Origin of the sequence: [Clostridium] innocuum, from assembly GCA_012317185.1 — a bacterium.
Lineage (GTDB): Bacteria > Bacillota_I > Bacilli_A > Erysipelotrichales > Erysipelotrichaceae > Clostridium_AQ > Clostridium_AQ innocuum.
This window is the reverse complement of the sequence record CP048838.1, coordinates 3262960-3286209: the sequence shown is the minus strand read 5'-3', so window position 1 is coordinate 3286209 and position 23250 is coordinate 3262960. Positions and strand designations below refer to the sequence as shown.

At 45.1% G+C, this 23250-nt stretch carries 20 protein-coding genes; 16 read left to right on the top strand and 4 right to left on the bottom strand.

All coding sequences use genetic code 11. The annotated features are described in order from the left end of the window. Window positions 1–34: 34 nt before the first annotated feature. Window positions 35–313, bottom strand: coding sequence for a ParB N-terminal domain-containing protein (locus G4D54_16025; GenBank protein QJA03836.1), 279 nt, complete (start codon window positions 311–313; stop codon window positions 35–37). 105 nt (window positions 314–418) lie between these two features. On the opposite strand from G4D54_16025, the gene G4D54_16020 reads away from it, so the two are divergent. The 12 genes from G4D54_16020 to G4D54_15965 all read left to right on the top strand — a co-directional run bounded on the left by G4D54_16020 (window position 419) and on the right by G4D54_15965 (window position 15339). Beyond that, window positions 419–1180 carry a YwaF family protein gene (locus G4D54_16020; GenBank protein QJA03835.1) on the top strand — a complete coding sequence of 254 codons (762 nt, stop codon included), beginning with the start codon at window positions 419–421 and terminating at the stop codon, window positions 1178–1180. Window positions 1181–1269: 89 nt separating this feature from the next. Continuing rightward, entirely contained in the window at window positions 1270–1812 is a 543-nt protein-coding gene (locus G4D54_16015) for an NADH peroxidase (protein QJA03834.1), read from the top strand. A gap of 235 nt (window positions 1813–2047) precedes the next feature. Beyond that, on the top strand, window positions 2048–4498 hold the full coding sequence (locus G4D54_16010) for a hypothetical protein (protein QJA03833.1): 2451 nt from the start codon (window positions 2048–2050) through the stop codon (window positions 4496–4498). A 30-nt stretch (window positions 4499–4528) separates the two neighbouring features. Then, the gene (locus G4D54_16005; protein ID QJA03832.1) at window positions 4529–5857 is read left to right on the top strand and encodes an NOL1/NOP2/sun family putative RNA methylase; all 1329 of its coding nucleotides are present in this window, start codon (window positions 4529–4531) and stop codon (window positions 5855–5857) included. Window positions 5858–6310: 453 nt separating this feature from the next. After that, a complete protein-coding gene (locus tag G4D54_16000; GenBank protein QJA03831.1) occupies window positions 6311–7228 on the top strand; it encodes a tyrosine-type recombinase/integrase in 918 nt (305 codons plus the stop codon). Window positions 7229–7388: 160 nt separating this feature from the next. After that, a complete protein-coding gene (locus tag G4D54_15995) occupies window positions 7389–9140 on the top strand; it encodes an ABC-F family ATP-binding cassette domain-containing protein (GenBank protein QJA03830.1) in 1752 nt (583 codons plus the stop codon). 344 nt (window positions 9141–9484) lie between these two features. Beyond that, window positions 9485–11404: an FUSC family protein gene (locus G4D54_15990; protein QJA03829.1), complete on the top strand. Its 1920-nt coding sequence runs from the start codon at window positions 9485–9487 to the stop codon at window positions 11402–11404. A gap of 465 nt (window positions 11405–11869) precedes the next feature. Further along, complete coding sequence (locus G4D54_15985; GenBank protein ID QJA03828.1) at window positions 11870–13588, top strand: EAL domain-containing protein; 1719 nt, start codon at window positions 11870–11872, stop codon at window positions 13586–13588. Window positions 13589–13772: 184 nt separating this feature from the next. After that, window positions 13773–14441 (top strand): uracil-DNA glycosylase, encoded by a 669-nt coding sequence (locus G4D54_15980; protein ID QJA03827.1) that lies wholly within the window; start codon window positions 13773–13775, stop codon window positions 14439–14441. A 115-nt stretch (window positions 14442–14556) separates the two neighbouring features. After that, window positions 14557–14685, top strand: a complete 129-nt coding sequence (locus G4D54_15975) for a helix-turn-helix transcriptional regulator (protein ID QJA03826.1) — start codon at window positions 14557–14559, stop codon at window positions 14683–14685. After that, complete coding sequence (locus G4D54_15970; protein QJA03825.1) at window positions 14658–15104, top strand: DUF2207 domain-containing protein; 447 nt, start codon at window positions 14658–14660, stop codon at window positions 15102–15104. The genes G4D54_15975 and G4D54_15970 overlap by 28 nt, the downstream gene beginning before the upstream one ends. 49 nt (window positions 15105–15153) lie before the next feature. Next, window positions 15154–15339 (top strand): hypothetical protein, encoded by a 186-nt coding sequence (locus tag G4D54_15965; protein QJA03824.1) that lies wholly within the window; start codon window positions 15154–15156, stop codon window positions 15337–15339. A 310-nt stretch (window positions 15340–15649) separates the two neighbouring features. Here the strand turns inward: G4D54_15965 and G4D54_15960 are convergent, their stop codons facing one another. From G4D54_15960 to G4D54_15950, 3 genes are read right to left on the bottom strand one after another with little or no spacing between them, the layout of a single operon-like run. Beyond that, a complete protein-coding gene (locus G4D54_15960; protein QJA03823.1) occupies window positions 15650–16948 on the bottom strand; it encodes a 2-hydroxyglutaryl-CoA dehydratase in 1299 nt (432 codons plus the stop codon). A 2-nt stretch (window positions 16949–16950) separates the two neighbouring features. Further along, window positions 16951–19881 (bottom strand): 2-hydroxyglutaryl-CoA dehydratase, encoded by a 2931-nt coding sequence (locus G4D54_15955; protein QJA03822.1) that lies wholly within the window; start codon window positions 19879–19881, stop codon window positions 16951–16953. Between the two features lie 3 nt (window positions 19882–19884). Further along, window positions 19885–20466, bottom strand: a complete 582-nt coding sequence (locus G4D54_15950; GenBank protein ID QJA03821.1) for a TetR/AcrR family transcriptional regulator — start codon at window positions 20464–20466, stop codon at window positions 19885–19887. 218 nt (window positions 20467–20684) lie between these two features. On the opposite strand from G4D54_15950, the gene G4D54_15945 reads away from it, so the two are divergent. The 4 genes from G4D54_15945 to G4D54_15930 all read left to right on the top strand — a co-directional run bounded on the left by G4D54_15945 (window position 20685) and on the right by G4D54_15930 (window position 23236). After that, window positions 20685–21338 (top strand): YhbD family protein, encoded by a 654-nt coding sequence (locus G4D54_15945; GenBank protein QJA03820.1) that lies wholly within the window; start codon window positions 20685–20687, stop codon window positions 21336–21338. Continuing rightward, a complete protein-coding gene (locus tag G4D54_15940) occupies window positions 21335–21691 on the top strand; it encodes a hypothetical protein (protein QJA03819.1) in 357 nt (118 codons plus the stop codon). Before G4D54_15945 ends, G4D54_15940 begins: the two co-directional genes overlap by 4 nt. Then, window positions 21660–22295, top strand: coding sequence for a hypothetical protein (locus G4D54_15935; protein ID QJA03818.1), 636 nt, complete (start codon window positions 21660–21662; stop codon window positions 22293–22295). Before G4D54_15940 ends, G4D54_15935 begins: the two co-directional genes overlap by 32 nt. 74 nt (window positions 22296–22369) lie before the next feature. Then, window positions 22370–23236, top strand: coding sequence for a YitT family protein (locus tag G4D54_15930; protein ID QJA03817.1), 867 nt, complete (start codon window positions 22370–22372; stop codon window positions 23234–23236). Window positions 23237–23250: the final 14 nt, after the last annotated feature.

The window sequence follows — 23250 nt, the reverse complement described above, 5'->3', positions numbered from 1 at the left end:
TTTTTTAAAGCCTTATACGCAAAGAACCTCCTCATCAATGATGGTTGTGAAGATGATACGGAGGAGCTGTTCTTGCGGTTTCCACGACGAGTATGCGAATGCTTTGAAACTTGTGAAAAGCTGGATCCTCTTTTAAAATCTGCTGTATGGCACTCAGGCGCTTGGCTCCGTCCACACACTGATAGCCGTCCCTTAGCTTTCGAACATGGATAGGAAAGTTAAGTCCGATGCGTTTCAGACTGTCCTTTAACGTCTTGGGATAGGCGCATTCCTTAAATTGTATTTCCGATAGCGCTGCTGCTTCTATTTTCATTTCATCACCAGAGACATTTTATCATACTTTTGAAAGAATCTGAAGAAATCTTAATCGTATACGCAAAACCTGTGAAATATGTTACAATAAGCAAAGGTGATAGGGATGAAGGATTTTTTTACATTTTATACGGATATTAGAAATATGGCTGTGCCGTTTACGGCATTCAGCCTCTACCATATGCTGTTTCTCGCTCTGGCGATACTTCTGATTACGGCGCTGTTTTCTTATTATCGGCGTCTGGATGCCGGAAAACAGCGGCGAATGCAGGTCATAATGGCGATTTACTTTCTAGTGGAGGAGCTGCTGTATACAACCTGGCTGTTTCTGTTTTGCCATGAACAGGTGTGGCATCAGATCCTGCCGCTGGAGCTTTGCTCTCTGTGCGTCTATATGAATGCACTGACAGTCTATCTGAAGAAGGACACCCTGCGGTTTTTCAGCGGTGTCGTCGGTCTTTGTGCCGGTCTGATTGCCATGGTGTATCCTGCCAACATCAGTGAGCTGTATCCGGTGCTGTCTTATCGGACCATTAACTTTTACATACTCCATGCCTCCTTTGTTTTATTTGCACTCATACAGCTGCAGGATCGTACATTGCTGCAGTACCATTATATGAAAAAAAATTTTCTGATTATCTGCGGCATGTTTACAACAGCGTTTATTATCAATCTGAATCTGCATACGCAGTATATGTTTGTCGGAATTCCACCGAAGATCAGCTTTATCGCAAGTCTGTATCACATTACGGGAATCATGATGTTTCTGCCGACTATCCTGCTGGCACTGTTTCTCATTCAGTGTGCAGTGGTATTTCTATTGCGCAGAGTGTACCGTGTGAAACAGGATATGCAGGGGTCTGTGTGACAATTCTGTGAAATTCGGTCAAATAAGTTCCAAATTTTACCAGATTGTAATACAATAGGATTGTAAAGTTAAAAGGAGGATATTTGATTATGGCTAAATTTGTATGCAGTGTTTGCGGTTATGTTCACGAAGGGGATGCAGCTCCGGAGTTTTGTCCGATCTGTAAGGCGCCTGCTGAAAAATTCACAAAGCAGGAAGGTGAAATGAGCTGGGCAGCAGAGCATGTTGTCGGTGTTGCACAGGGTGCGCCGGAAGATATTATGAACGATCTGCGCATGAACTATGAAGGTGAATGCAGCGAGGTTGGTATGTACCTGGCAATGGCACGTGTAGCTCACCGTGAAGGTTATCCGGAAATCGGATTGTATTATGAAAAAGCAGCATATGAGGAAGCTGAGCATGCTGCGAAGTTTGCAGAGCTGCTGGGTGAAGTGATCACCGATTCCACAAAGAAAAATCTGGAAATGCGTGTAGATGCAGAAAACGGTGCAACTGCAGGTAAATTTGATCTTGCAAAACGTGCAAAGGCATTGAATCTGGATGCAATTCACGACACAGTACATGAAATGGCTCGTGATGAGGCAAGACATGGGAAAGCGTTCAAGGGTCTGCTGGATCGCTATTTCAAATAACATATGTCATAGAATCTGGACAGCTGTGACGGCTGTCTTTTTTTGCAGGAGGGAAAAGCAAGCGGTTAGCTTTACGTGCAGGAGCACAGCGCTTTCTTCAGAAAGGAATATCCTGAAAAACATATACGAATATATACGAATATAAGAGGCTGTCTCTGATTTCATAAACATTTTCTTACAATGCAGGAACGAAAATTGACATTTCCCTGCAGATACGGTATACCTAAGGAAAAGGATGGATGTCATGCTGAAACTGAACCGTATCACACTGGAAAACACAGAGAAAACACATCGCATGGAGGATGTGTCTTTTCACTTTCCCGATACCGGCTTTATCAGCATCCACGGAGATGACGAATCGCTGATGCTGCAACTCGCTAGACTGCTTGCTGGTCTGCATAAGCCTTGCAGCGGTTCCATGGTTTATGGGGAAGAAGTCATGGAATACTTTACACCACAGGAGCAGTGCCGTTATCGCAGCGTATGCACTGCGTCTTTATTCTGCGATTTTCAGCTGCTGGAGCAGCGTTCTGTGCTAGATAATATCCGCATGAGCTATGATGAAGATGAACAGGAGCTGGATGATCTGCTGAGGCAGTGGGGGGTGTATGGCAAAAAAGAGACCTGGATAGAGGATCTGGACTTTGATGATCATATCCGAATGGTGCTTTTACGCATCCTGCTGCGCCACCCCCGTGTGCTTGTTGTTTATCCGCCGAGCTCTCCGTTTTCCACAAGGGAATGGGGAAGGATGTTTCCGCTGCTGAAAAAGCTGAGCGCTGGTCTTCTGGTAATGGTAGTACAGGATGAAAACAGCTATCCATGGAGTGATCGCATCATTGAATTCGAAGCCGGGTATGTCATATCAGATTCCTGCGGACAGGGAAGTGCATATCCGCAGCAGCCAGTCTCGAAAACACAGTTTCAGCTGCAGCCACGGATAGTAAAGCGGATGCAGACCCGACTGCATCACCGCTTCCGTCTGAAATATCTGCTGCTGATGCTTTTGATTCTGACATCTCTGATTCTTGTATCCACTGCTGTGTTTTCAACAACACTGGATGTTACAGAGATTGAGATGCTGTATCTGAAGCAGAACGATCTGACCAGCATCGCTATAGAAAAGCATGCCACCGGAAGCAGTGGAGAAATTTATGAAAAGAAATATGTACCGATGCAGGATGCGGATGTACAAACCCTGAAAAAGGAATTAAAGGGCGATGTGTTTGCCGGTTATGTTCCTGTAGACAGCAATATCGCCATAAAGTCCTCCTATCTGACCTCTGCGGACAGCTATACAATCATTGAAATGGATACTGTGGAAAGGGCAGGCTTGAAAAAAATCTACGGTCATTATCCCGGCAATATTTATGAAACCGCAATTACATATCAGACAGCCCTGAATTTGTTTTCTTCTCAATACGGTGTACAGCCGCCGGAATTTTATCTGTATCAGGCTGTAAGCTGGTATGGATTTCCGCTCACCGTAACCGGAATCATAGCAGAGGATCAGCCCAACAGCAATCTTTCATTAAATATGGGCGGATATGCCGGAAGCACAACCGGCTCCTCCAGTTTGAACAGCGGTTCGCTATACGTATATCCCGGCTTCCATAAGGAGCACAGCAATCAGCAGCAACAGACCTTTGTTCCATCCTCAAAGCGCTTCATTGACAAGCTGACACTGCGCTCCTATGAGGTAGGGAATCTGTATCCGATTCCCTATGCCAATGCCTATTATTTCTATGACGGAGAACAGCTGCATCTGGATAATGATGGGAAGAATCAGTCCATGGTTAAGGAGGATGAGGTCCTGCTGGACTTTTCCATGGCGCTGCGTCTGGGATATCGCTCCCGCTATCTGGAAGGATATCGCGATGATGCACTCCCTTCCTGGGATATGCGGGAGGCGGATTATACCAGCTTTATTAAAAACTGGATCGGTAAAACAATTGAGGTGCAGGCCTATGCTATCGATACAGCACCGGATGACAGCACGCTGATGAAGAAAACAGTGAAAATCAAGGGCTTTCTGTTTCCGATTACCTGGGATTATATGGAGGATTATCTCAAGAATGAGGGAAGTATTTTGATGAACAAGGAGGCAGTGGCAGACTGCATGCAGCCCAATACCATGATACAAAGTGTTTATTTCCATTCAGAAAAGGAAACGGACATGCGGAAAGCATTGCAGTATCTGCGGCAGCATCCAACCTATTCCGCGTTTTTCAGCCGTTCCCGCCTGCTGCAGTTTTTCGTTGTCGATCTCAAAAAAATGAGCTTTCTGCTATTTATCAGCGGTGGTGCTGCCATGCTGCTTTCCATCGCCCTGCTGGTGCATCTGCTGCAATCGATTATGGAGGATGGCAGAAAGGAAATGAGCATTTACTATATGTTTGGAGAGAACATGCACACACTGAAGGGATGTTATGTGCAGCATATCCTTGCCCTGGTTCGCAGGCATACGGTCGCAGGCTGCCTGATGGCAACGCTGGTAGTATCCGTATTCGTCCTGATGATCTATATGAAGCTGTCGGCAGCGGTCACGATTTTGCTGTCACTGTTTCTTCCGCTGCTTGTGTCCGCAGGCTATCTGCTCCTGCTTACTCTGATCACACACCAGCTTGTGAAAAGAACATGCATAGTTGAAGAGCTGTTTTGTGATGAGAAAAACGGAAATATATGATAAAATATGCTGGAATAAGTGAGGAAGATTATGAACGAACAATTTTTAAAACGTATGCAGGGATATCTGCAGGAGGAATATGAGGAATATCTGAAAACGCTGGATGAGGACGCTTATCGCGGGCTTCGTGTGAATACGGCAAAGCTGTCTGTCGATCAGTTTCACGACTTGAAGGTATGTGCCTGCCAACCATCCTCCATCTGTCCGGAGTCCTTTTATATACCAAAGGACATAAAGGGGCTTGGTAATCATCCTGCGCATCTGGCAGGTCTGTTCTATATGCAGGAGCCAAGTGCCGCCAGTGCTGTTGAGGTTCTGGATGTACAGCGGGATGACTGGGTGCTGGATATGTGTGCGGCACCCGGTGGGAAAAGCACGCAGATTGCTGCTAAGCTGCAGGATCGTGGTTTTCTTGTCAGTAATGAAATTGAAAGCAGGCGGGCACAGATTCTGCTATCGAATATGGAACGCCTCGGCTTTTCGCGATGCATGATTACGAACACCCATCCGCAGCAAATCGCAAAGGAAATGAGTGGCTGGTTTGACCGAGTACTGGTGGATGCCCCATGCAGCGGGGAAGGCATGTTTAAAAAGCATTCCAAGGCAATGGATGACTGGAGTGAGGAGCATGTGCTTGCCTGTGCACAGCGGCAGCTGCACATTCTGGATAGTGCTTATGCCGCATTAAAGGAGGATGGCACGCTCGTGTATTCAACCTGTACGTATTCCATGGAGGAAAATGAACAGGTGGTATATGCATTCATGGAGCAGCATCCGGATATGGAGCTTGTAGATTGCGGTGTTGCGTTTGGGCGCAGTGGGCTGCCCTATCTGGATTTGGATACGGAAAAGCTGCGAAGAATTTTTCCTATGGATCAGGGAGAAGGTCATTTCGTGGCGAAGTTCAAAAAGCACGGTGTGCAGGCAGAGAGTCGCAAACGGGAAGAAAAGCCGGCTGTGGTTCCGGTATTTGTAACACAGTTTATAAAGCAGTCCCTGCAGGAGCAGCCTGCCTTTCTATATGAAAATAGCGGTCGTATATATGCCATGCAACAGCCATTTTTAAAGCTGAAGGACATCCGTATTCTTCGACAGGGCTGTCAGATTGGTGAAGTCGTGAAAAATCGTCTGGAGCCGCATCAGCATTTCTATGTTTCCAATGCTTACGGAGCGGGCATGAAACAGTGTTATGAGATGGATGATGCGCAATGTCTCAGCTTTTTGCAGGGGCAGCAGCTGCCAATAGCAGGGTATAAGGGTTACACGCAGATGCTGTGGAAAGGATATGCGCTCGGCTTTGCCAAAGGGGATGGCATGGTTTTAAAAAACAAGTATCCCAAGGGACTGCGGATTCACTAAAGCAGAATTGCATCAGATACCATGAGTTTAGGCGCAAACAGCGTCTTTTTTTTATCTAAAAGTTATTCAAACCCCTTTTTTAGGGGGATTTTTCGTATCTCCACTATTCTTTAAATGTGATAATATGTAGAAGCAAAGGGAACGATAGTGACAAAACAGGTATAAAAAAACGACCTTCTTCAGTCGCTGGCGTGTTGTCCTACAGTACCTTACTGTAAGTCCAGGTAATGATCTTTACACTCATATTTATAACACCTGCGTCACAGTTTGTAAATGCTTTTGTAGGAATTTGTGGAGAATTCCGCAATTTTTTGTAGGATTTCCCTTTTTATGGTTTTCAACGTTGATTCCAATACTTTCTGCTTCACACTCTTTTTCAGCGGACCTTGTTTTCCTCTGTCCTTTTGTGTGCGCATCCGGTACTGGAATTTTTTTGTGAAAGGAGTCTTATCTATGTTGAACAAGAAACGTGTTCTCGCTTCAGAGGATATCCTGCGCTATGGCCGCAGTGAGGATTCCTTTGATCATATGCCCTCTCTTGAGGAGTGGCTGCTCTATTTCCTCGAGCATTTTGTGAAGCTGAACGCAAAGCCGAACACCTATGCCAGCTTCCGCAGCTATATCTACAGTCATATCTGCCCTCTGCTCGGTGATTATCCGCTGAATGAGATTACAGAACCTATCCTCCAGACCTATGTGAATATCAAGCATGAGAACGGCAGACTGGATGGAAAGGGAGGTCTGGGTGTCAAAACACTGAAGGAGCATGTCATGGTCCTGAAGCTCTCCTTCAAGCGGGCGATCCAGCTGGGTATCGTCTCCTATGATCCCTGCCGCTGTGTGGAATATCCAAAGGAAGTGAAGAAGGAGGTTCGCGTATTGAGCGTGCAGGAACAGAAGCGTCTGACAGCTGCCATCACACCTGTATATAAGGAAAATTCCCTGCTGCCGGTGCTGATCGCTATCCATGCGGGTCTTCGCATCGGAGAGGTGAGTGCACTGCGGATCGAGGATATCTGTCTGTCCAGGCGATTGATCGAGGTGGATGAATCGCTGAATCGCGTGATGACCTATAACGAAGATGGAACGGTCAGCTGTCCACTTGTCTATCAGACCACAAAATCCAGCAGAGTGCGCAAGGTACCGATGAATGAGGAGCTGTACGAGGGAATCGTGAAGGCGCTGGAAAAGAAGAAAGAGGGAGCGAGGAGCTATGGAAGACCGCGTGCAAGCCTGCCGGAGGATTTTCGGGAACAGGTGGAATACTGTCAGAAAAACCATATCCCGCTGGAGACCTACCGCAGAAGGACCTCACTGAAAAAGGCCACCTTTTATAAATATGTAAAGGTGCTGCAGGATGCGGATTGTTAGATGCACACGACAGGAAATGAGCAGGTACTGTTTGCTTCCTGTTTTTTATATGTCAGTGGCGCCTTGTTTGACGACTATAAAACAAATTACATACGATAAGGACTTCACCTTTTTTATTTTTGACGGATGTGATAAAATAAGGCAGGAAAGTGGTGAGAATATGCTGATATCAGTAGAGCATCTGAGCAAACGCCAGAACATAAAAGAAATTGTCAACGATGTAAGTTTTGCCATCGAGGACCGGGATAAAATTGCATTGATCGGAGTAAACGGAACAGGGAAAACAACTCTGCTGCGTATGTTGGCAGGTCTGGAAACCTATGAGGAAGGATCTATCACGAAAAAAAGCGGATTGCGTGTATCCTATCTGCCACAGGACCCTGTCTTTGATGAAGACGATACCATTCTTCATCAGATACTGTCTATGGATAAGGAAATACAGGAATTCGAAGCAAAATCAATCCTGGGAAAGCTGGGGATTTCAGACAGCTCTTTGAATATATCCCATTTGAGCGGAGGACAGAGAAAGCGGGTTGCCCTTGCAAGAGCGCTGCTGAAGCCCTGTGATCTGCTGATTCTGGATGAGCCTACCAACCATCTGGATAATGAGATGATCGAATGGCTGGAAGCCTATCTGATCCGCTATGCACATGCATTGATCATGGTGACGCATGACCGTTATTTTCTTGAGCGTGTATGCAATACCATGATGGAAATTGACCGCGGCAGTATGTATACCTATCATGCAAACTATTCCACCTATCTGCAGGAAAAGGCAGAGAGAGAAAGCATACAGGCGGCACAGGAGAAGAAACGTCAAAGCATTCTTCGCAAGGAGCTGGCATGGATGCGTGCGGGCGTACAGGCGAGGGGAACGAAGAGCAGAGAGCGTATCGAACGATTTCATAAGCTGAATGACATGGAATCTGTAAAAGAACAGGGACAGGTTGTGCTGGATACGATAACTTCGCGTCTTGGCAGGAAAACAATAGAGATCGATGCGATTTCCAAGGCATATGGGAGTCATGTATTGTTTCAGAATCTGAGCTATACGCTTACTAGAAATGATCGTATCGGTATTCTGGGACCAAACGGCTGCGGCAAAAGTACACTGCTTCATGTACTGGCAAAGGATATAGAACCGGATCAGGGAAGCGTCGTGCTTGGTGAAACAGTTAAGCTTGCGTACTTTCGTCAGGGCTGCGAGGAAATGGATATGTCACAAAAGGTGATTGACTATATCCGGGACAGCGGTAATGAGATCCGTACACTGGAGGGAACCTACAGTGCATCACAGATGCTGGAACGGTTTCTGTTTGATTCCAGAATGCAGCATACTCCTATCGGCAGATTATCCGGAGGGGAACGCCGCCGTCTGTATTTATTGAAAATACTGATGCAGGCACCGAATATTCTTTTCCTAGATGAGCCTACCAACGATTTGGATATCCAGACCCTGCAGATACTTGAGGACTACCTGGATAATTTTAACGGTGCAGTCATTGTGGTATCCCATGATCGCTATTTTCTGGATCGTATATGCGATAAGCTGTTTGTATTTCAAAACGGAAATGTACAGCAATTTATCGGCGGATACAGTGCCTATATGGAACTGGGAACAGCAAAAGAGAAGAAGGAAAAGAAAAAAGTCGAGCGGGTTTCACAGCAGCAGCTTCGTATGAGCAGTAAGGAAAAGCAGGAGCTGGAGCATATGGAAGAGGATATAGCAGCTTTGCAGGAACAGCTGGAGCATTTGGACATGAAAATGAATGCTGCCGGAGATGACTTCAAGAAGATACAGGAGCTGGCAGATCAACGCGATATTCTGGAACAAAGCATAGAAGAGAAAATGGAGCGCTGGATGTTTCTGGAGGATAAAAAGCAGGAAATTGAAAACGCGAAGGGAAAATAATAAAATCACGGATACAGAAAAGCTGACAGTATTGTCGGCTTTTTTTGTTGAAACAGAAAATTCGGCTTCAAATGGAAAATTACGTAAGTATCATATGTCATCTATGCTATCCGCCTGTTTTCAAATCAGGAAGGTTACATTGCTTTATGTGCTATCAGCCTTTACAACAGCACATTTCAAAATAAAAGGAGTTTGCAATAGGAAGCAGTGCTGCTTACTGCTTAGCATGATTGGTATAGGACTTTGGAAAACTGCATACGGGACGACAATTACGAGTCCGTATACATTTTACGTATCCTTCATATTATGGTATAATAAGGCTCTTAAAAGGAAGTGGTTTATCTTTGAAACCGGATGTGTTATACCAGACAGCTAAGAGAAAAATCCTGGATGCCCTGCCGGACATTCTTTTCTTTTTGTTTTTATTTTATGCAATTCTTGTATTATTCGGTGTACAGTATGTGATCGTTGTATCCTTTGTGACTCTGCTCTATAAAATACGCAGAAAGAGGAAGCAGACACCGCGCAGATTATGTATCATGTTTTTTGTGCAGATGGCATTGAGCATACTGGCATTTCTGGCATCGCATTCCTTGCTTGCCTGTGTGCTGCTGAATATCGCAGTACCCTTTCTTCTTGTCTTTCTGCAATCCTCGCAGTTTAATCAAAAGGGATATATGGCAAGTGCCATGGGGTTTGTCTTTTTACAGCTGCGTCCGATACCCTATACAGATTTCATGACCTATCTGCTGGTAATGGCTTGTTCTCTTGGTTTTGCAGTATGCTGTCTGCTGCTGTCCTCCTATGGATATCGCAGAGAGGATGATTATGCACTGGCCAGAAAAGGGATAGCGCTTTTACAGGAACAGCTGGATGCCTATCTTAAACAGAAAACAGATCAGCAGCGGAAGGAAGATCTGGTGAATATTCAGAGATCGCTTTATAAGCAGGCATACCAGAGCCGCGGCTTCACCTATATCGCGACGAAGGAGGGAAGGCTGCGTTACCTGTTTGCATTACTTCTGCAGCGAAGCAGTTATTTCCTGGAAAATATGGATAATATCCCTGTATGCAGTGAACAGCAGCAGGTGCTTTTACAAAGATGTATGCAGTTCCTGAAGCATGCCGAGAATTTCAACTGTACGGATAATTCAATACTGCTGAAGGAAGGGCAGAAGCTGTTTACTGCCTGCCGAAAAAAGCAGGATGCCGTTTCCCTGTTTCTGCATAACTTTTTACAGCTCTTTTTGCAGATTCTCAAGGATTTGCAGGATAACAAAAAAGATGCAGTCCATCAGGAATGGAAGCTGCCGGAGGAACGAAAGCTGCGTAATCGGCTGCGTATGGACAGCTTTGAATTTCGTTTTGCAAGCCGTCTTTCTCTGGTTCTGCTCTGCGGATTTCTATTCGCCCGTTTGTCGAAGCTGGATCATTCCTACTGGCTGGTGCTGAATGCATTTCTGCTGCTGCAGCCCATGTATGAGGAAAGCGCCTATCGTCTGAAAACCAGATTCATCGGAACAGTCTTCGGCTGTACGGTTATTTATCTGGTACTTCCGCATTTTCCCGGCATTGCAGGACACTTTCTATTTGCCAGCATTGTCGTATCTCTGATGTATTGTGCAACACCGGGCACCTGGATTCAGGCAATGTTCTCTACCTGCTTTGCCATCACACTGACTTCGCTTGCCATGCAGGAAACAATCGCGATTGAGATGCGCCTTACCTATGTAGCTGTGGCAATTCTGCTTGTATTGATCGTCAACCGGTTCTTTTTTCCTACCAGTCGCAGCGGATTGTTTCAAGCAAACATGAAGCGGATGTTTCATATGCAGCATTCCTATCTGCGTATTCTGCAGGGGAGTCTGCATGCACCGCTGGATTACGGTATCATTATGGACGCATTAACCAGCTTTCATATGGTGTATGACCAGATACTGGAGTACCTGCAAGGCAGCAGTGAGAATATCGAGCTTTATCGCCATTTGCTGTCTGCGTTCTGGCATATGAGTGTGGAGATGGAGCAGATGATTTTTACCGTGCAGCATGATACCTTAACAGAGGACCAGGAGCAGTCAGTAGAGCAATTTATTCATATGTGTGATGCAATGATTCAAAGCTGTGAGGTGGGAAAGACTGTTCAAAAGGAGAAAAGGGCATTTCTTACTGAGGACGTATCTAACAATGAACTCTTTCAGCTTATGCAGCGATATTATCGGCATGCATCGGATATCAGCAGTATTTGCTTATCCAGACAGCTTTAAGAGAAGAATGCAAGCTTCTTATGCTTTGCATTTGGGCAGTGAAGCAGAGATGGACAGCTTATGTATACAAAGCGTGTCCAAAAAAACAATCTGATTTTCCTAATCATTATTGAATTCTAGACTCCTGCTTTCGCATACAGATTATTGATCTCTATGATTGTTTTCGTCAGAGGTGCTTCAGGCTGCTAAGCTTATATGTTCTCACTTTTCGTATATTGTGAAATTCTCAATATGCATCCTGTAGAAATCTGTGATATCCGCGTGATAATGAATCTTACAAGATATTGAAATAAGTACAAAAATAGATTACAATAGGATTGTAAAAAGGGTTACATAAAATTTTAAATAAGCAAAAGAATTATCGGACATATGCCGCCTAACGGTATATGTCTGGTTTTTGTTTACGGGGTTGTACTAAAAAGATAATATTAATAGAATTCAACGGGGAATGAAGGGATGATATGTATGTCACGAAAACAGGCGAAGCTGGAGAAGCTGAGCATTGAGCTGATCCGTTTTTATTTTGAGGAGCATGATTTCGAGCTTTTAAAAGAATATCTTTCTAATGAAATATCCATGATGGGAGAACACCGGTCAGCTTTATGTCATGGTATGCAGGAAGTGGAGCGTGCTTTACAGGAGGTTTCCATTATCTATGGGGAGATGGTTCATCTTCAGGATGTCTATTGTGAAATCATATATCAAAAACAGGATATTGCAGTCGTAGCTTTTACCTGTATACAGCATGCACACGGATCAGGACTGCTGTGTAGATTGAAGGTCTCTCTGGTATGGGAGATGGAAGCAGGGGGATGGAAAATCCGCCACATACATCAATCCCTTTCTGATGACGCTACAGAGCGTGAAAATTCGGGAATTCATCATAATGCAGCGAAGCTGCCTGTATATAATCAGCACTGTGATACACTGACGCAGATTTTTAATCTGGAGGGGTTCGTGGAAGCGGCAAGAGAACTGCTACAGCATACAAACCAGCAATATGCGCTTTTCAAATTTGGTATTAGTGACTTTCGTTTTATCAATCAGATTCACGGCTATGCATTTGGTGATGATGTACTGAAAAGCATTGCCCGCAACCTGCAATCCTTCTGTCAGAAGGACAAGCTGTGTGCGCGTATCGAAAAGGATACCTTTGCGGCACTTTTACGGTTTACAAGCATAGATGATTTTTATAACCGTCTGCACTGTATTCGCAAACATCTGCTGGACGAACCTATCGTGTCCTGTCTAAAGCATACGTTGCAATATATCGGTGGTGTTTATCTGATTCAGGATGCCTGTGGGGAAAGTATAAAGTCTATGCTGGATAAAGCAGTACTGGCAATGCAGTATGTGGAACGAAATAGCCGGGTCAGTGATTTTGTTTATTTTGAGGATTGGATGCTGGATCAGAAAAACCGCAGAAGTGAGCTGCTTGAGGAAGCAATAAAAGCTATACAGGAGGATACCTTCCAGTTGTTCATACAGCCGCAGTTTCTGTTAAGTGACGGGAGCGTTGTATCCGGTGAAGCTCTGTCACGCTGGTTTTTAAAGGATGGCAGCTGTGTATCTCCGGATGAATTCATCCCGCTATTTGAAAAGCACGGCCTGATATCTGGCTTTGATTTCTATGTATTACATAAGCTATGTAAATTTATGCGGACATGCCTCGATGAAGGGAAAGAGCTGCTGCCGATTTCCATAAATCAGTCTCGTTTGCATATAAAAGAGCGCCAATATCTACGAAGGTTTTGTGAAATTGTGGATTCCTATGCAATACCTCATGAAAAGCTTGTTTTTGAACTGACAGAATCTGCATTTACAGATAATGCAAATGACCTTCAGGTATTTATGAAGGATATACATGATGCCGGTTTTCAGATTGCTATCGATGATTTTGGGACAGGATATGCCGGTATCGGTATGCTGAGTCAGGTGGATGCGGATATACTGAAGCTGGATAAAGGGATGCTGAATGGAATCAATACGGACCGCCGCCAGATGACAATATTCTGGAAAATCATTGAAATGGCTCACAGCATCGGTATGCAGGTAATTTGTGAGGGGATTGAAACGAGGGAGCAATACGCTGACCTGAGGATGCTGCGCTGTGATATCGGACAGGAGTTTCTGGTCAGTCGTGCGATAGCAGCAACTGAATTTGCTGAAAGATATCTTAGATAAAAAGAATATAATATTTAATGTGTGAGTGACAGATACTCGGAGTTATCAAGACACTTCTGTTTCATGTTTACAGTTACTTGCAATAGCTGTAAATAGTGATACAAAAACCGCTTTCTGTACTGTTTTCCTGCAGAAACGGTTTTCTTTTACATGGGAATGCGGTAGAATACAGATAGGTGATAACATGGTACAAATTGGAAATGACTGGGACGAGCTGTTAAAGGATGAATTTCAGAAGGAGTATTATCAGAAACTGCGCGTTTTTCTGGCAAAAGAATATAAAACGCAGACAATTTATCCGGGTATGTATGATATTTTCAATGCATTGCGTTATACAGCATATCAGGATGTAAAGGTTGTTATTTTAGGGCAAGACCCATATCATGGTCCGGGACAGGCACATGGTCTGTGCTTCTCTGTGAAAAAAGGAGTAAATCCTCCGCCGTCTCTTGTAAATATCTATCAGGAGCTGCATGATGATCTGGGATGCAGTATTCCGCCTCATGGAGAGCTTACAAAATGGACGAAGGAAGGCGTGCTTCTGCTCAATACTGTTCTAACAGTACGTAGAGGGCAGGCAAATTCCCATCGTGGCAAAGGATGGGAGATTTTAACGGATGAGATCATTCGCAAGCTGAATGAGCGTGAAAAGCCTATCGTATTTCTGTTATGGGGAAGGAATGCAAAGGAAAAGAGCACACTGATAACAAATCCTGCTCATCTGATCCTAAGCTGTCCACATCCAAGTCCGTTCAGTGCAGATTATGGCTTTTTCGGATGTCGTCATTTCTCAAAGACGAATGCCTTTTTACAAGAGCATGGACAGCAGCAGATTGACTGGCAGATTGACTGAAAATCTCTTAAAACAGGGGAATGCTACCATTGGTTGACAAAATAATACAAAGCGCCAATACGGGTTGGTGGTGTAAGCCAGCCCGTTTTTATACAATGATGACGAGGTGATTAAATTGAAATTTGAAGAAAATTTGAGAGAGGCAAGGAAGCAGTATGGCTATTCACAGGAAAATCTCGCGGATAAGCTGAATGTATCAAGACAGGCGGTTAGTAAGTGCACCAAAGGCGCGCAGAGCGGGTAAATGGAAGTGCCTATCCTGAGCTGGATAAGCTGATGCTGATTTGTGAGCTGTTCCACTGTACGCTGTATGATTTACTGAAAGGGGATATGAAAGAGAATTCCGGTGTGAGTCGTGATACTTATGAGACCCATGAGCTGACAAAAACGAAAGGAATCACCGTTGGAATTGGTTGTATTCTTGCGGGGATTTGTGCCTATTGCTTTTTGAAACCTTCTATGGATAATGAAGACATGTTGAATATTGTATTTCTGATTTTCGCAATTATTGGAATCCTTATTCTTGTCTTCTTCGGTATGAAGGATACCGCATTCAAGCGCAGATATCCGCAAATTCCTCAGGATATCTATACTGCATATGAGCTGGATGGCTTTCATAGGATATTTAATAGTATTGTTGTGACTTCCATTGGGATTATATGATTCAGTATCGTCATTGAACAGCTGTTGGAAATGAAGCTACCTGAATATCATGCTTGTGACAATTGCCATACTGCTTCTTGTATATTACGGTATGCGAAAAGAAACCTATGAGCGAACAACTGCTTATGCGCAGATGGCAGAAAAAGACGATGAGCTGATTGGTAAGTGGTGCGGCTGTATCATGATGGTTTGTGCAGCTGCTTATCAGCTTTATCTGGAATATTTGGAATGTTAGCTGGATTGTATTTCCAATCGGAGGAATCCTATGTGGAATCGTGTCGATTATATTATCAAAAGAGGAGCATTCCCGGTAAAAAGAGCATGTTATTTTTACTTTCGATTATAAATGTAGGAGCTGTATCGATATTCAAAAGGTCGAGAATACCCATCATCTATGGCATATAGATAAGTATGCAACCGGTGAACAGTGGCTTACATGCTGTATTAGCTTCAAAAACGAAAGGAGCATCTTTACAAAAACTGCAGAGCATTCGATGTAAAAAAAATCCTGTATTTGAGTAATTCAGATACAGGACTGTTTTTGCTTATGAACGGGAGCTGGCAAGCTTGCGCTGTCGCTCACTTGCAAGAGCCTCCTCATCCTCCTTTGCAAAGCGTTCGCTTAACCGCGCATTGCTCAGCATCAGCTTCAATCGGTTTTCCTGATTGACCTTTGTTGCGCTTGGATCATAATCCACTGCAACAATATTTGCCATCGGATATTTATCCTTGATTTTTCTGGTCATACCCTTGGCAACGATATGGTTGGGAAGACAGCCAAACGGCTGACAGCAGACAATATTATGCACACCGTTTTTGATCAGAGTGACCATTTCACTGGTGAGCAGCCATCCCTCTCCCATCTTGGTCCCGCGGTTGATGATTCCTTCGCTGTTCTCGATAACCTCCTGAAAGGTATCCGGTGCACGGAAGGTTCCCTGCTTCTGTATTGCGGTAATGGCTTTTTTCTGCATATTCTGAATCAGCTTATCCGCCATCTGAATGAAGCGGTAGCTCTTTTTATTACGCCCGTAGTACGCGTGATCGATCAGCGAGTTTTCAAGGCAGTAAAGACCAAAGTCAAGAACACCGCTGACAACGGGCTCACAGCCCTCACGAATCAGGAAGTCCTCCAGTTCGTTATTGCCCAAAGGGGCATACTTCATATAAATCTCACCGACGATTCCCACCTGAATTTTCGGCTTCTGGCTTCTCGGCAGAGCCGCAAAATCATGCAGCATTTCCTGATAATTATGCTTCATTCGCATATAGGACAGGGAATCAAACTGCGCGGTGATCGTATCGATCCATGTGGTTACCAGTGCATCTGTACTGCCCTTTTCCAATTCATACGGCTTGCACTGATTTTTGATCCACATCAGCATATCTCCGTATAAAAATGCATATAATAATCTCAGCAGCATCTTAGGAGTCAGCTTGAAGCCGCTGTTCTTTTCCAGCTGGGAAAAATTGACAGAAATAACCGGAACATGCTCAAATCCGGCCTGAACCAGTGCCTTGCGCAGAAGATGGATGTAGTTGGAAGCCCGGCATCCGCCTCCTGTCTGGGTGATTGCCAGCGCAATGTGTGCGGTATCGTATTTTCCGCTTTTCAATGCATCGATCATCTGACCGATTACAAGCAGGGCGGGGTAGCAGGTATCATTGTGCACATTCTTTAAGCCTTCATCAATGATCTGCTGTCCCTCTGTTTTCAGGATTTCCACACGATAACCTTCCTTGCACAAAATATTGCGCAGGAACTGGAAATGAATCGGCAGCATCATCGGTACAAGGATCGTATGTGTTTTTTTCATTTCCTTCGTGAATTCTACATGTGACATACTCATCCCTCCCTTTCTTCCATGGCAGCCTGCAGTGAGCGGCAGCGAATCTTCACCGCACCGAGGTTGTCAACTTCATCGATTTTAATCTGTGTATACAGCTTTCCATTGCTTCGTAGAATATCCTTAACCTCATCTGCGGTAATCGCATCGATTCCGCATCCGAAGCTTACCAGCTGAATCAGCTCCATATGCTCCTGCTGTGCCACATACTGTGCGGCATTGTACATACGGGAGTGAAAGGTCCACTGATTTAAAACGTGAACACTTGGCAGCACGGCCTGTTTAGCGATACTGTCCTCACTGATTACGACGAATCCCAAATTGTTCAGCAGTCTGTGAATTCCATGATTGATCTGAGGATCGACATGGTATGGACGTCCGGCAAGCACGATGACATCACGGTGATTGCGTCGAGCGAACGCTATGGCATTGCGTCCTTCCTCCTGCACGCGGTCCTTAAACTGCTGATAGGCGAAATAGGCGTGATTGCTGGCAGCCTGAACATCCTTGAACGGAATATCCATCTGCTGGGCTTTGAAATATTCAAACATTTTCTGATCGAAGATACGCTTATCCTCAAGATATACGTAGGGATACAGAAACTTTACATGTCCCAGATTCATATTTCCTTCCACAACCTCCGGATAATAGGCAACGACCGGGCAGTTGAAATGATTGTCTCCCATGTCCTCATTGACGTTGTAGGTCATGCATGGATAGAAAATTGTCTGCAGGCCCTTATCGATGAGCGACTGAATATGACCGTGCACCAGCTTGGCAGGATAACAGATCGTATCACTTGGAATCGTATGCTGTCCAAGGGAATACAGTGCCTTGCTGGAACGATCGCTCAAGACGACCTCATAGCCAAGATTGGTAAAGAAGGAATGCCAGAAGGGAAGGTTGTCATACAGATTCAAAACAAGCGGAATCCCGATTTTCCCCCGGATGCCGGGTACCCCCTTCAGCTTCAGCAGCTCCTCATATTTATAATCATACAGATTCGGCAGCTTTTCCTTATTGACCTTACCGGTCACCGGACGCTCGCACTTGTTGCCGGCGATATGCTTTGCCCCGTCCGCAAAGGTGTTTACGGTCAGATTGCAGTGATTGGTGCACAGAGCACAATGAAAGGCCTTTGAGCTGTGCGTAAAGCTGTCAATATCTTCCTTTTTCAGAAGAGAGGATGCAGTGGCTTTTTTCTCCTTCGCAATCAATGCGGCTCCATATGCCCCCATCAGATGGGAAATACTTGGGCGAATGACGTTTCTTCCAAGCTCCAGCTCAAAGCTTCGCAGCACCGTATCATTCAGGAAGGTTCCTCCCTGTACGACGATCTGCTTCCCGATATCATCCGGACTTTTGGCACGTATGACCTTATACAATGCATTTTTTACGACACTCATACATAAGCCGGCAGAGATATCCTCCATGCTGGCTCCGTTTTTCTGTGCCTGCTTGACACTGGAATTCATAAAGACCGTACAGCGTGTTCCAAGGTCCACTGGATGCTTTCCGGATAACCCCATGCGGGCGAATTCCTCAATATCATAGCCCATGCTTTTTGCGAAGGTTTCAATGAAGCTTCCGCAGCCGCTGGAGCAGGCTTCGTTCAACAGGATATCATCAATCGTATGATCACGAATCCGGAAGCATTTCATATCCTGACCGCCGATATCGATGATGAAGTCTACCTGCGGGTTGAAGTAGTGGGCCGCATGGTAATGGGCAATCGTCTCCACAACACCGATATCCAGATGGAAGGCATGCTTCATCAGCTCCTCCCCATAGCCCGTTACCGCACTGTGTATGATGTGAATGCGGTCCTCCATCAGGGCATAGAGCTTTGCGAGCTCCTTCTGTACAACATCCACGGGATTTCCCATATTCCCGGCATAGCTTTCATATAAAATGCGGCATTGTTCATCGATCAGCACCAGCTTGGTTGTGGTACTGCCGGCATCGATGCCCAGATAGGCATTGCCCCTGTAGGTGTGGATATCACTGCGCTCCACACTGGCACTGGTATGGCGCTTTTTGAATTCCTCATAATCCTCATCACTTTCAAAGAGTGGGGGAAGACCTTGCGTCTGTATCTTTTTGGCAGCCATAGCCTCCATTTTTTCAAGCAGCTCCTCATAGGAGAAATCCACAGCCTCATTTGCCGCATAGACGGCACTTCCCAGTGCTACAAAATAAGGGGCGAGCTCCGGGAAATTCGCTTCCTGATCACGGAGCTTCAGTGTTTCCTTAAAGCGCTCCTGCAACCCCTTTAGAAAATGCAGGGGACCTCCCAGAAACAATACGTTTCCTTCAATATTTCTTCCCTGTGCCAGTCCGGCGATACTCTGATCGACGACCGCCTGAAAGATACTTGCCGCAAGGTTTGATTTTTCACAGCCCTGATTGATCAGCGGCTGCACATCGCTTTTTGCGAATACACCGCAGCGTGATGCAATCGGATACAGCGTGGTATGCTGCAGGGACAGCTGATCCATCGTTTCCAGATCGACATCCAGCAGGGTTGCCATCTGATCGATAAACGCTCCGGTACCACCGGCACAGGTGGAGTTCATACGCTCCTCCAGCGTTCCCTGTAAAAAGATGATTTTGGCATCCTCTCCGCCAAGCTCAATAACAACATCACTTGCCGGATAATATTTACGCACAGCCTGGGCTGTTGCGAATACCTCCTGTACGAAAGGAAAACCTGCATCATCTGCGATTCCCAGGCCCGCACTGCCGGTAATGGCAAGTGCGATTCTCTGTCCCTGTAACAGCTCTCGCAATTCCTTCAGCTTGGAAACACTCATTTCCCGTACCTTGGATTTGTGGCGCTCATAGCTCTTGTACACAATCTCATCCTGATCGTTGAGAACCACTGCCTTCAGGGTTGTGGAACCTACATCTATTCCCAGTTTATATGTCATAGGCTACTCCTTTCTCTCAAGCATTTTGAACATCGTTTCCCGCAGTTCAGGCAGAATCTCCTCTATGGAATCCGGCTGCTCGAAGAAAATAGCGTTGTAACAGACAAATCCGATGATTTCCATCATCATCAGAAAACGATTGAGTGCTTTCTTTTCTGTTTCCTGTTCCCGCCTCAGCAGCTTCAGAAAATCCGGCATGCGTTCGATATGGGTAAACACCATATCCCGATGTTCCTTTGTATCCAATATAGAAGCAATGTTTTTCTGAATCGTACGAAGCAGCTTCGGATGCTGAATATAATAGGTGATCAGCTCGTCGATGAAGGTGCGCTTCCAGCAGGTGCTGTTAGTAAGTGCAGCCTCATAGGAGTGATTGAGGATATCGTTCATCAGACAGCCGTGCTGCTTGGTAAGAATTTGAGAAATCAATTCCTTCTTATCCTTATAATATACATAGAACGTCCCTTTTGCGACATTTGCTCGTTTGACAATCTCATTGACAGAGGTTGCCTCCACACCCTGCTCATGAAACAGTGCGACAGCAGCATCCTGAATGCGTGATCGTTTACTTACGGATTCTTCCACAAAAAACACTTCCTTTATTTATACATTTTTATAGTTTATACCTATAATGACCGCCGGTCAATAGATTTGCACCTTTTTTCAGACAGAATTCATAAAAGTGTTGTTCTTATTGAATGTGTAACCGTTTTCTGTAGAAATTAAAATTTCCTCTTTACAATGTAACAATGTTTTGTTAATATATAGGTGTAATGAAACAATGTTACGTTAGAGGTGATACAATGGAAATATCCAAGAAGGATCTACTGAAGACGACCGGCATCTCGTATGGCCAGCTGTATCGATGGAAACGGGAGGGGCTGATTCCCGAGGAATGGTTTGTCAAGCGCTCCAGTCCGACAGGGCAGGAAACCTATTTCCCCCAGGAGAAGATACTCAAGCGCATTCATGCCATACAGCAGCTGAAGGACAGCTATTCTTTAGAGGAGCTTGCCCGGATTCTGACACCGGAGGTCAGCAACCGTCTGTTCTGTGAGGAGGATCTGGAGCATTTCGATGAGCTGGATATTGATGTGGCAGCGGATTTCATGGATGCCATGAGCAAGGACAGCTTCGTATTTCTGGAGGTGCTTGTTATGATTGCCCTGTCCCAGGCGATGGTTGATAGTGCAATTACAGAGGAGGAACGTACGCATGCCGTTTCATTTTTAAGTAAAAGGATGAGTGAACTGCACAGTGCGGATTATGTCTTGGAGCTATTGCAGGCGCAGGGACACCTGTATATTCTGTTGAAAAAGGAAGGCAGTGAGGTTTATCTGGATGACAGCCTTGTTGCAATACGTTCCATCCACTTGAATGAATTAAGCAATGCGATTAAGCTGAAATACAAGGAAACCTTTCAGTTTACATTTGATGAAGAGGAGATGAGATCATGATGACATATCGCGTAAAACGGATTCTTTGGGGACTGGTGTTTGTCGCCATCGGGATCGGCTATCTGGGAACGCAGCTGGACTGGTGGGACTTCACCATATTCTTTCCCGGCTGGTGGACCATGCTGCTGATTCTGCCTGCACTCTACAGCATGCTGGATCACGGCCTGCATTTCTATAATATATTTACAGTGCTGGCAGGCTGCTACTTTCTGGCAGATGCCAATGCGTGGATTGATGTAAAGCTGACATATCCTGTCTGGATGGCGATTATCTGCATTGCAATCGGACTGCGTTTATTATGTACAAGGAGGGTTCGCTGGTATGAATACAGATCACATGAATACAACGATTGAGGGAATCGGATCGATTTCCGGCGGTAAATACGGCCGTATTGATATTGAAGGTGTCGGCTCGATTAACGGCGATTTGGAGTTTGAGGTTTTAAGCATCGAGGGTACCTGCAAGTGCAGCGGGAATTTAAAGGGTGGCACCATGGATGTGCAGGGGGTTATGACCTGTAAAAAGGATATTCGTGTAAGACGTCTGGATATCGAGGGTGTTGTGAAGAGCGATGGTATCCGGGTGTATGCCGATGAGATTTATGTAGAGGGTGTCCTGAACAATAAGGGAGAGGTGAATGCCGACAAGGTCCGTATTGAAGGCTGTGCTTCCCTGAATGATCTGTTCGGTGATGATATCCGGATCAACTATGGTCATGGTCAGCATATTTTCCATGGTCTGTTCGGCTTTCGGCCGGAAAAGAGAAATACGGCGCGCAATATTGAGTGCAGTCAGCTGACTGCCTGCAATATGTCCTGTCATTCCATCAGTGCGACCGAAATTCATCTGTCCAGCCATTGCCGTGTTGATCACATTACCTGCGATGGCAAGCTGGTATATGATAGTACCTGCCGCATCGGCAGTATTGACGGTGATTGTGAAAAAATTGTTAAATAGAAAAACGGCCGGTAGGGATTGCGCTTACCGGCTTTTATGATATAATTCTTACGATTGCAGGGGATGGTGATAGTATGAAATTGCAAAAAATTATGTATGACTATGTGTATGTTGTGATCGGCGGTTTTCTGTTTGCCGTTGGCCTGAACCTGTTCATTGTACCGCTGGATTTGTACAGTGGCGGGGTGATTGGTATGGCACAGATTATCCGTACAGTGCTGGCACAGTATGCCCATATGGACTTCGGTCAGCTGGATATCGCCGGTATTATCAACTTTTTAATGAATGTGCCTTTATTTATCCTGGCATATCGCAGCATTTCCAGAAAGTTTTTTGTGAAGACGCTGCTTTGTGTCCTGACACAGACGGTTGCCTTTACGATCGTTATGATACCCTCCACACCGATTCTTGACGATGTGCTTGCGGCCTGTCTGATTGGCGGTTTGATTTGCGGCTTCGGTATTGGTTTGGCTCTTCGAAGTGGCGGAAGCGGTGGCGGACTGGATATTCTGGGGGTATACTTCACAAAGAAGTTTTCAGATTTCAGCGTTGGACGTCTTTCCAATATCATCAATGTTCTGGTATTCGGTGTCTGTGCGATTCTGTTTAATGTAACCACGGCGATCTATTCCATTATCTATACAGCCTGTATGTATCTCGTTGTCGATAAGACGCACTATCAGAATATTAATATGACAGCGATGATTTTCACCAAAGAGGAGGAAGTACAGGAAAGTATTATGAAGGAAATGGGCAGGGGGGTTACCTACTGGAAGGGGGCAGGAGCGTATACGAAGACAGATACGCATATTCTTGTCACGGTCATCTCCAAATATGAGGTAACACAGCTGAAGAAAATCATTTATAAGATTGATCCCAGGGCTTTTGTCATCTTCAACGAGGGTATGAGCATCAGTGGGAATTTTGAGAAGCGGTTGTAAATAATCGCTTTTTC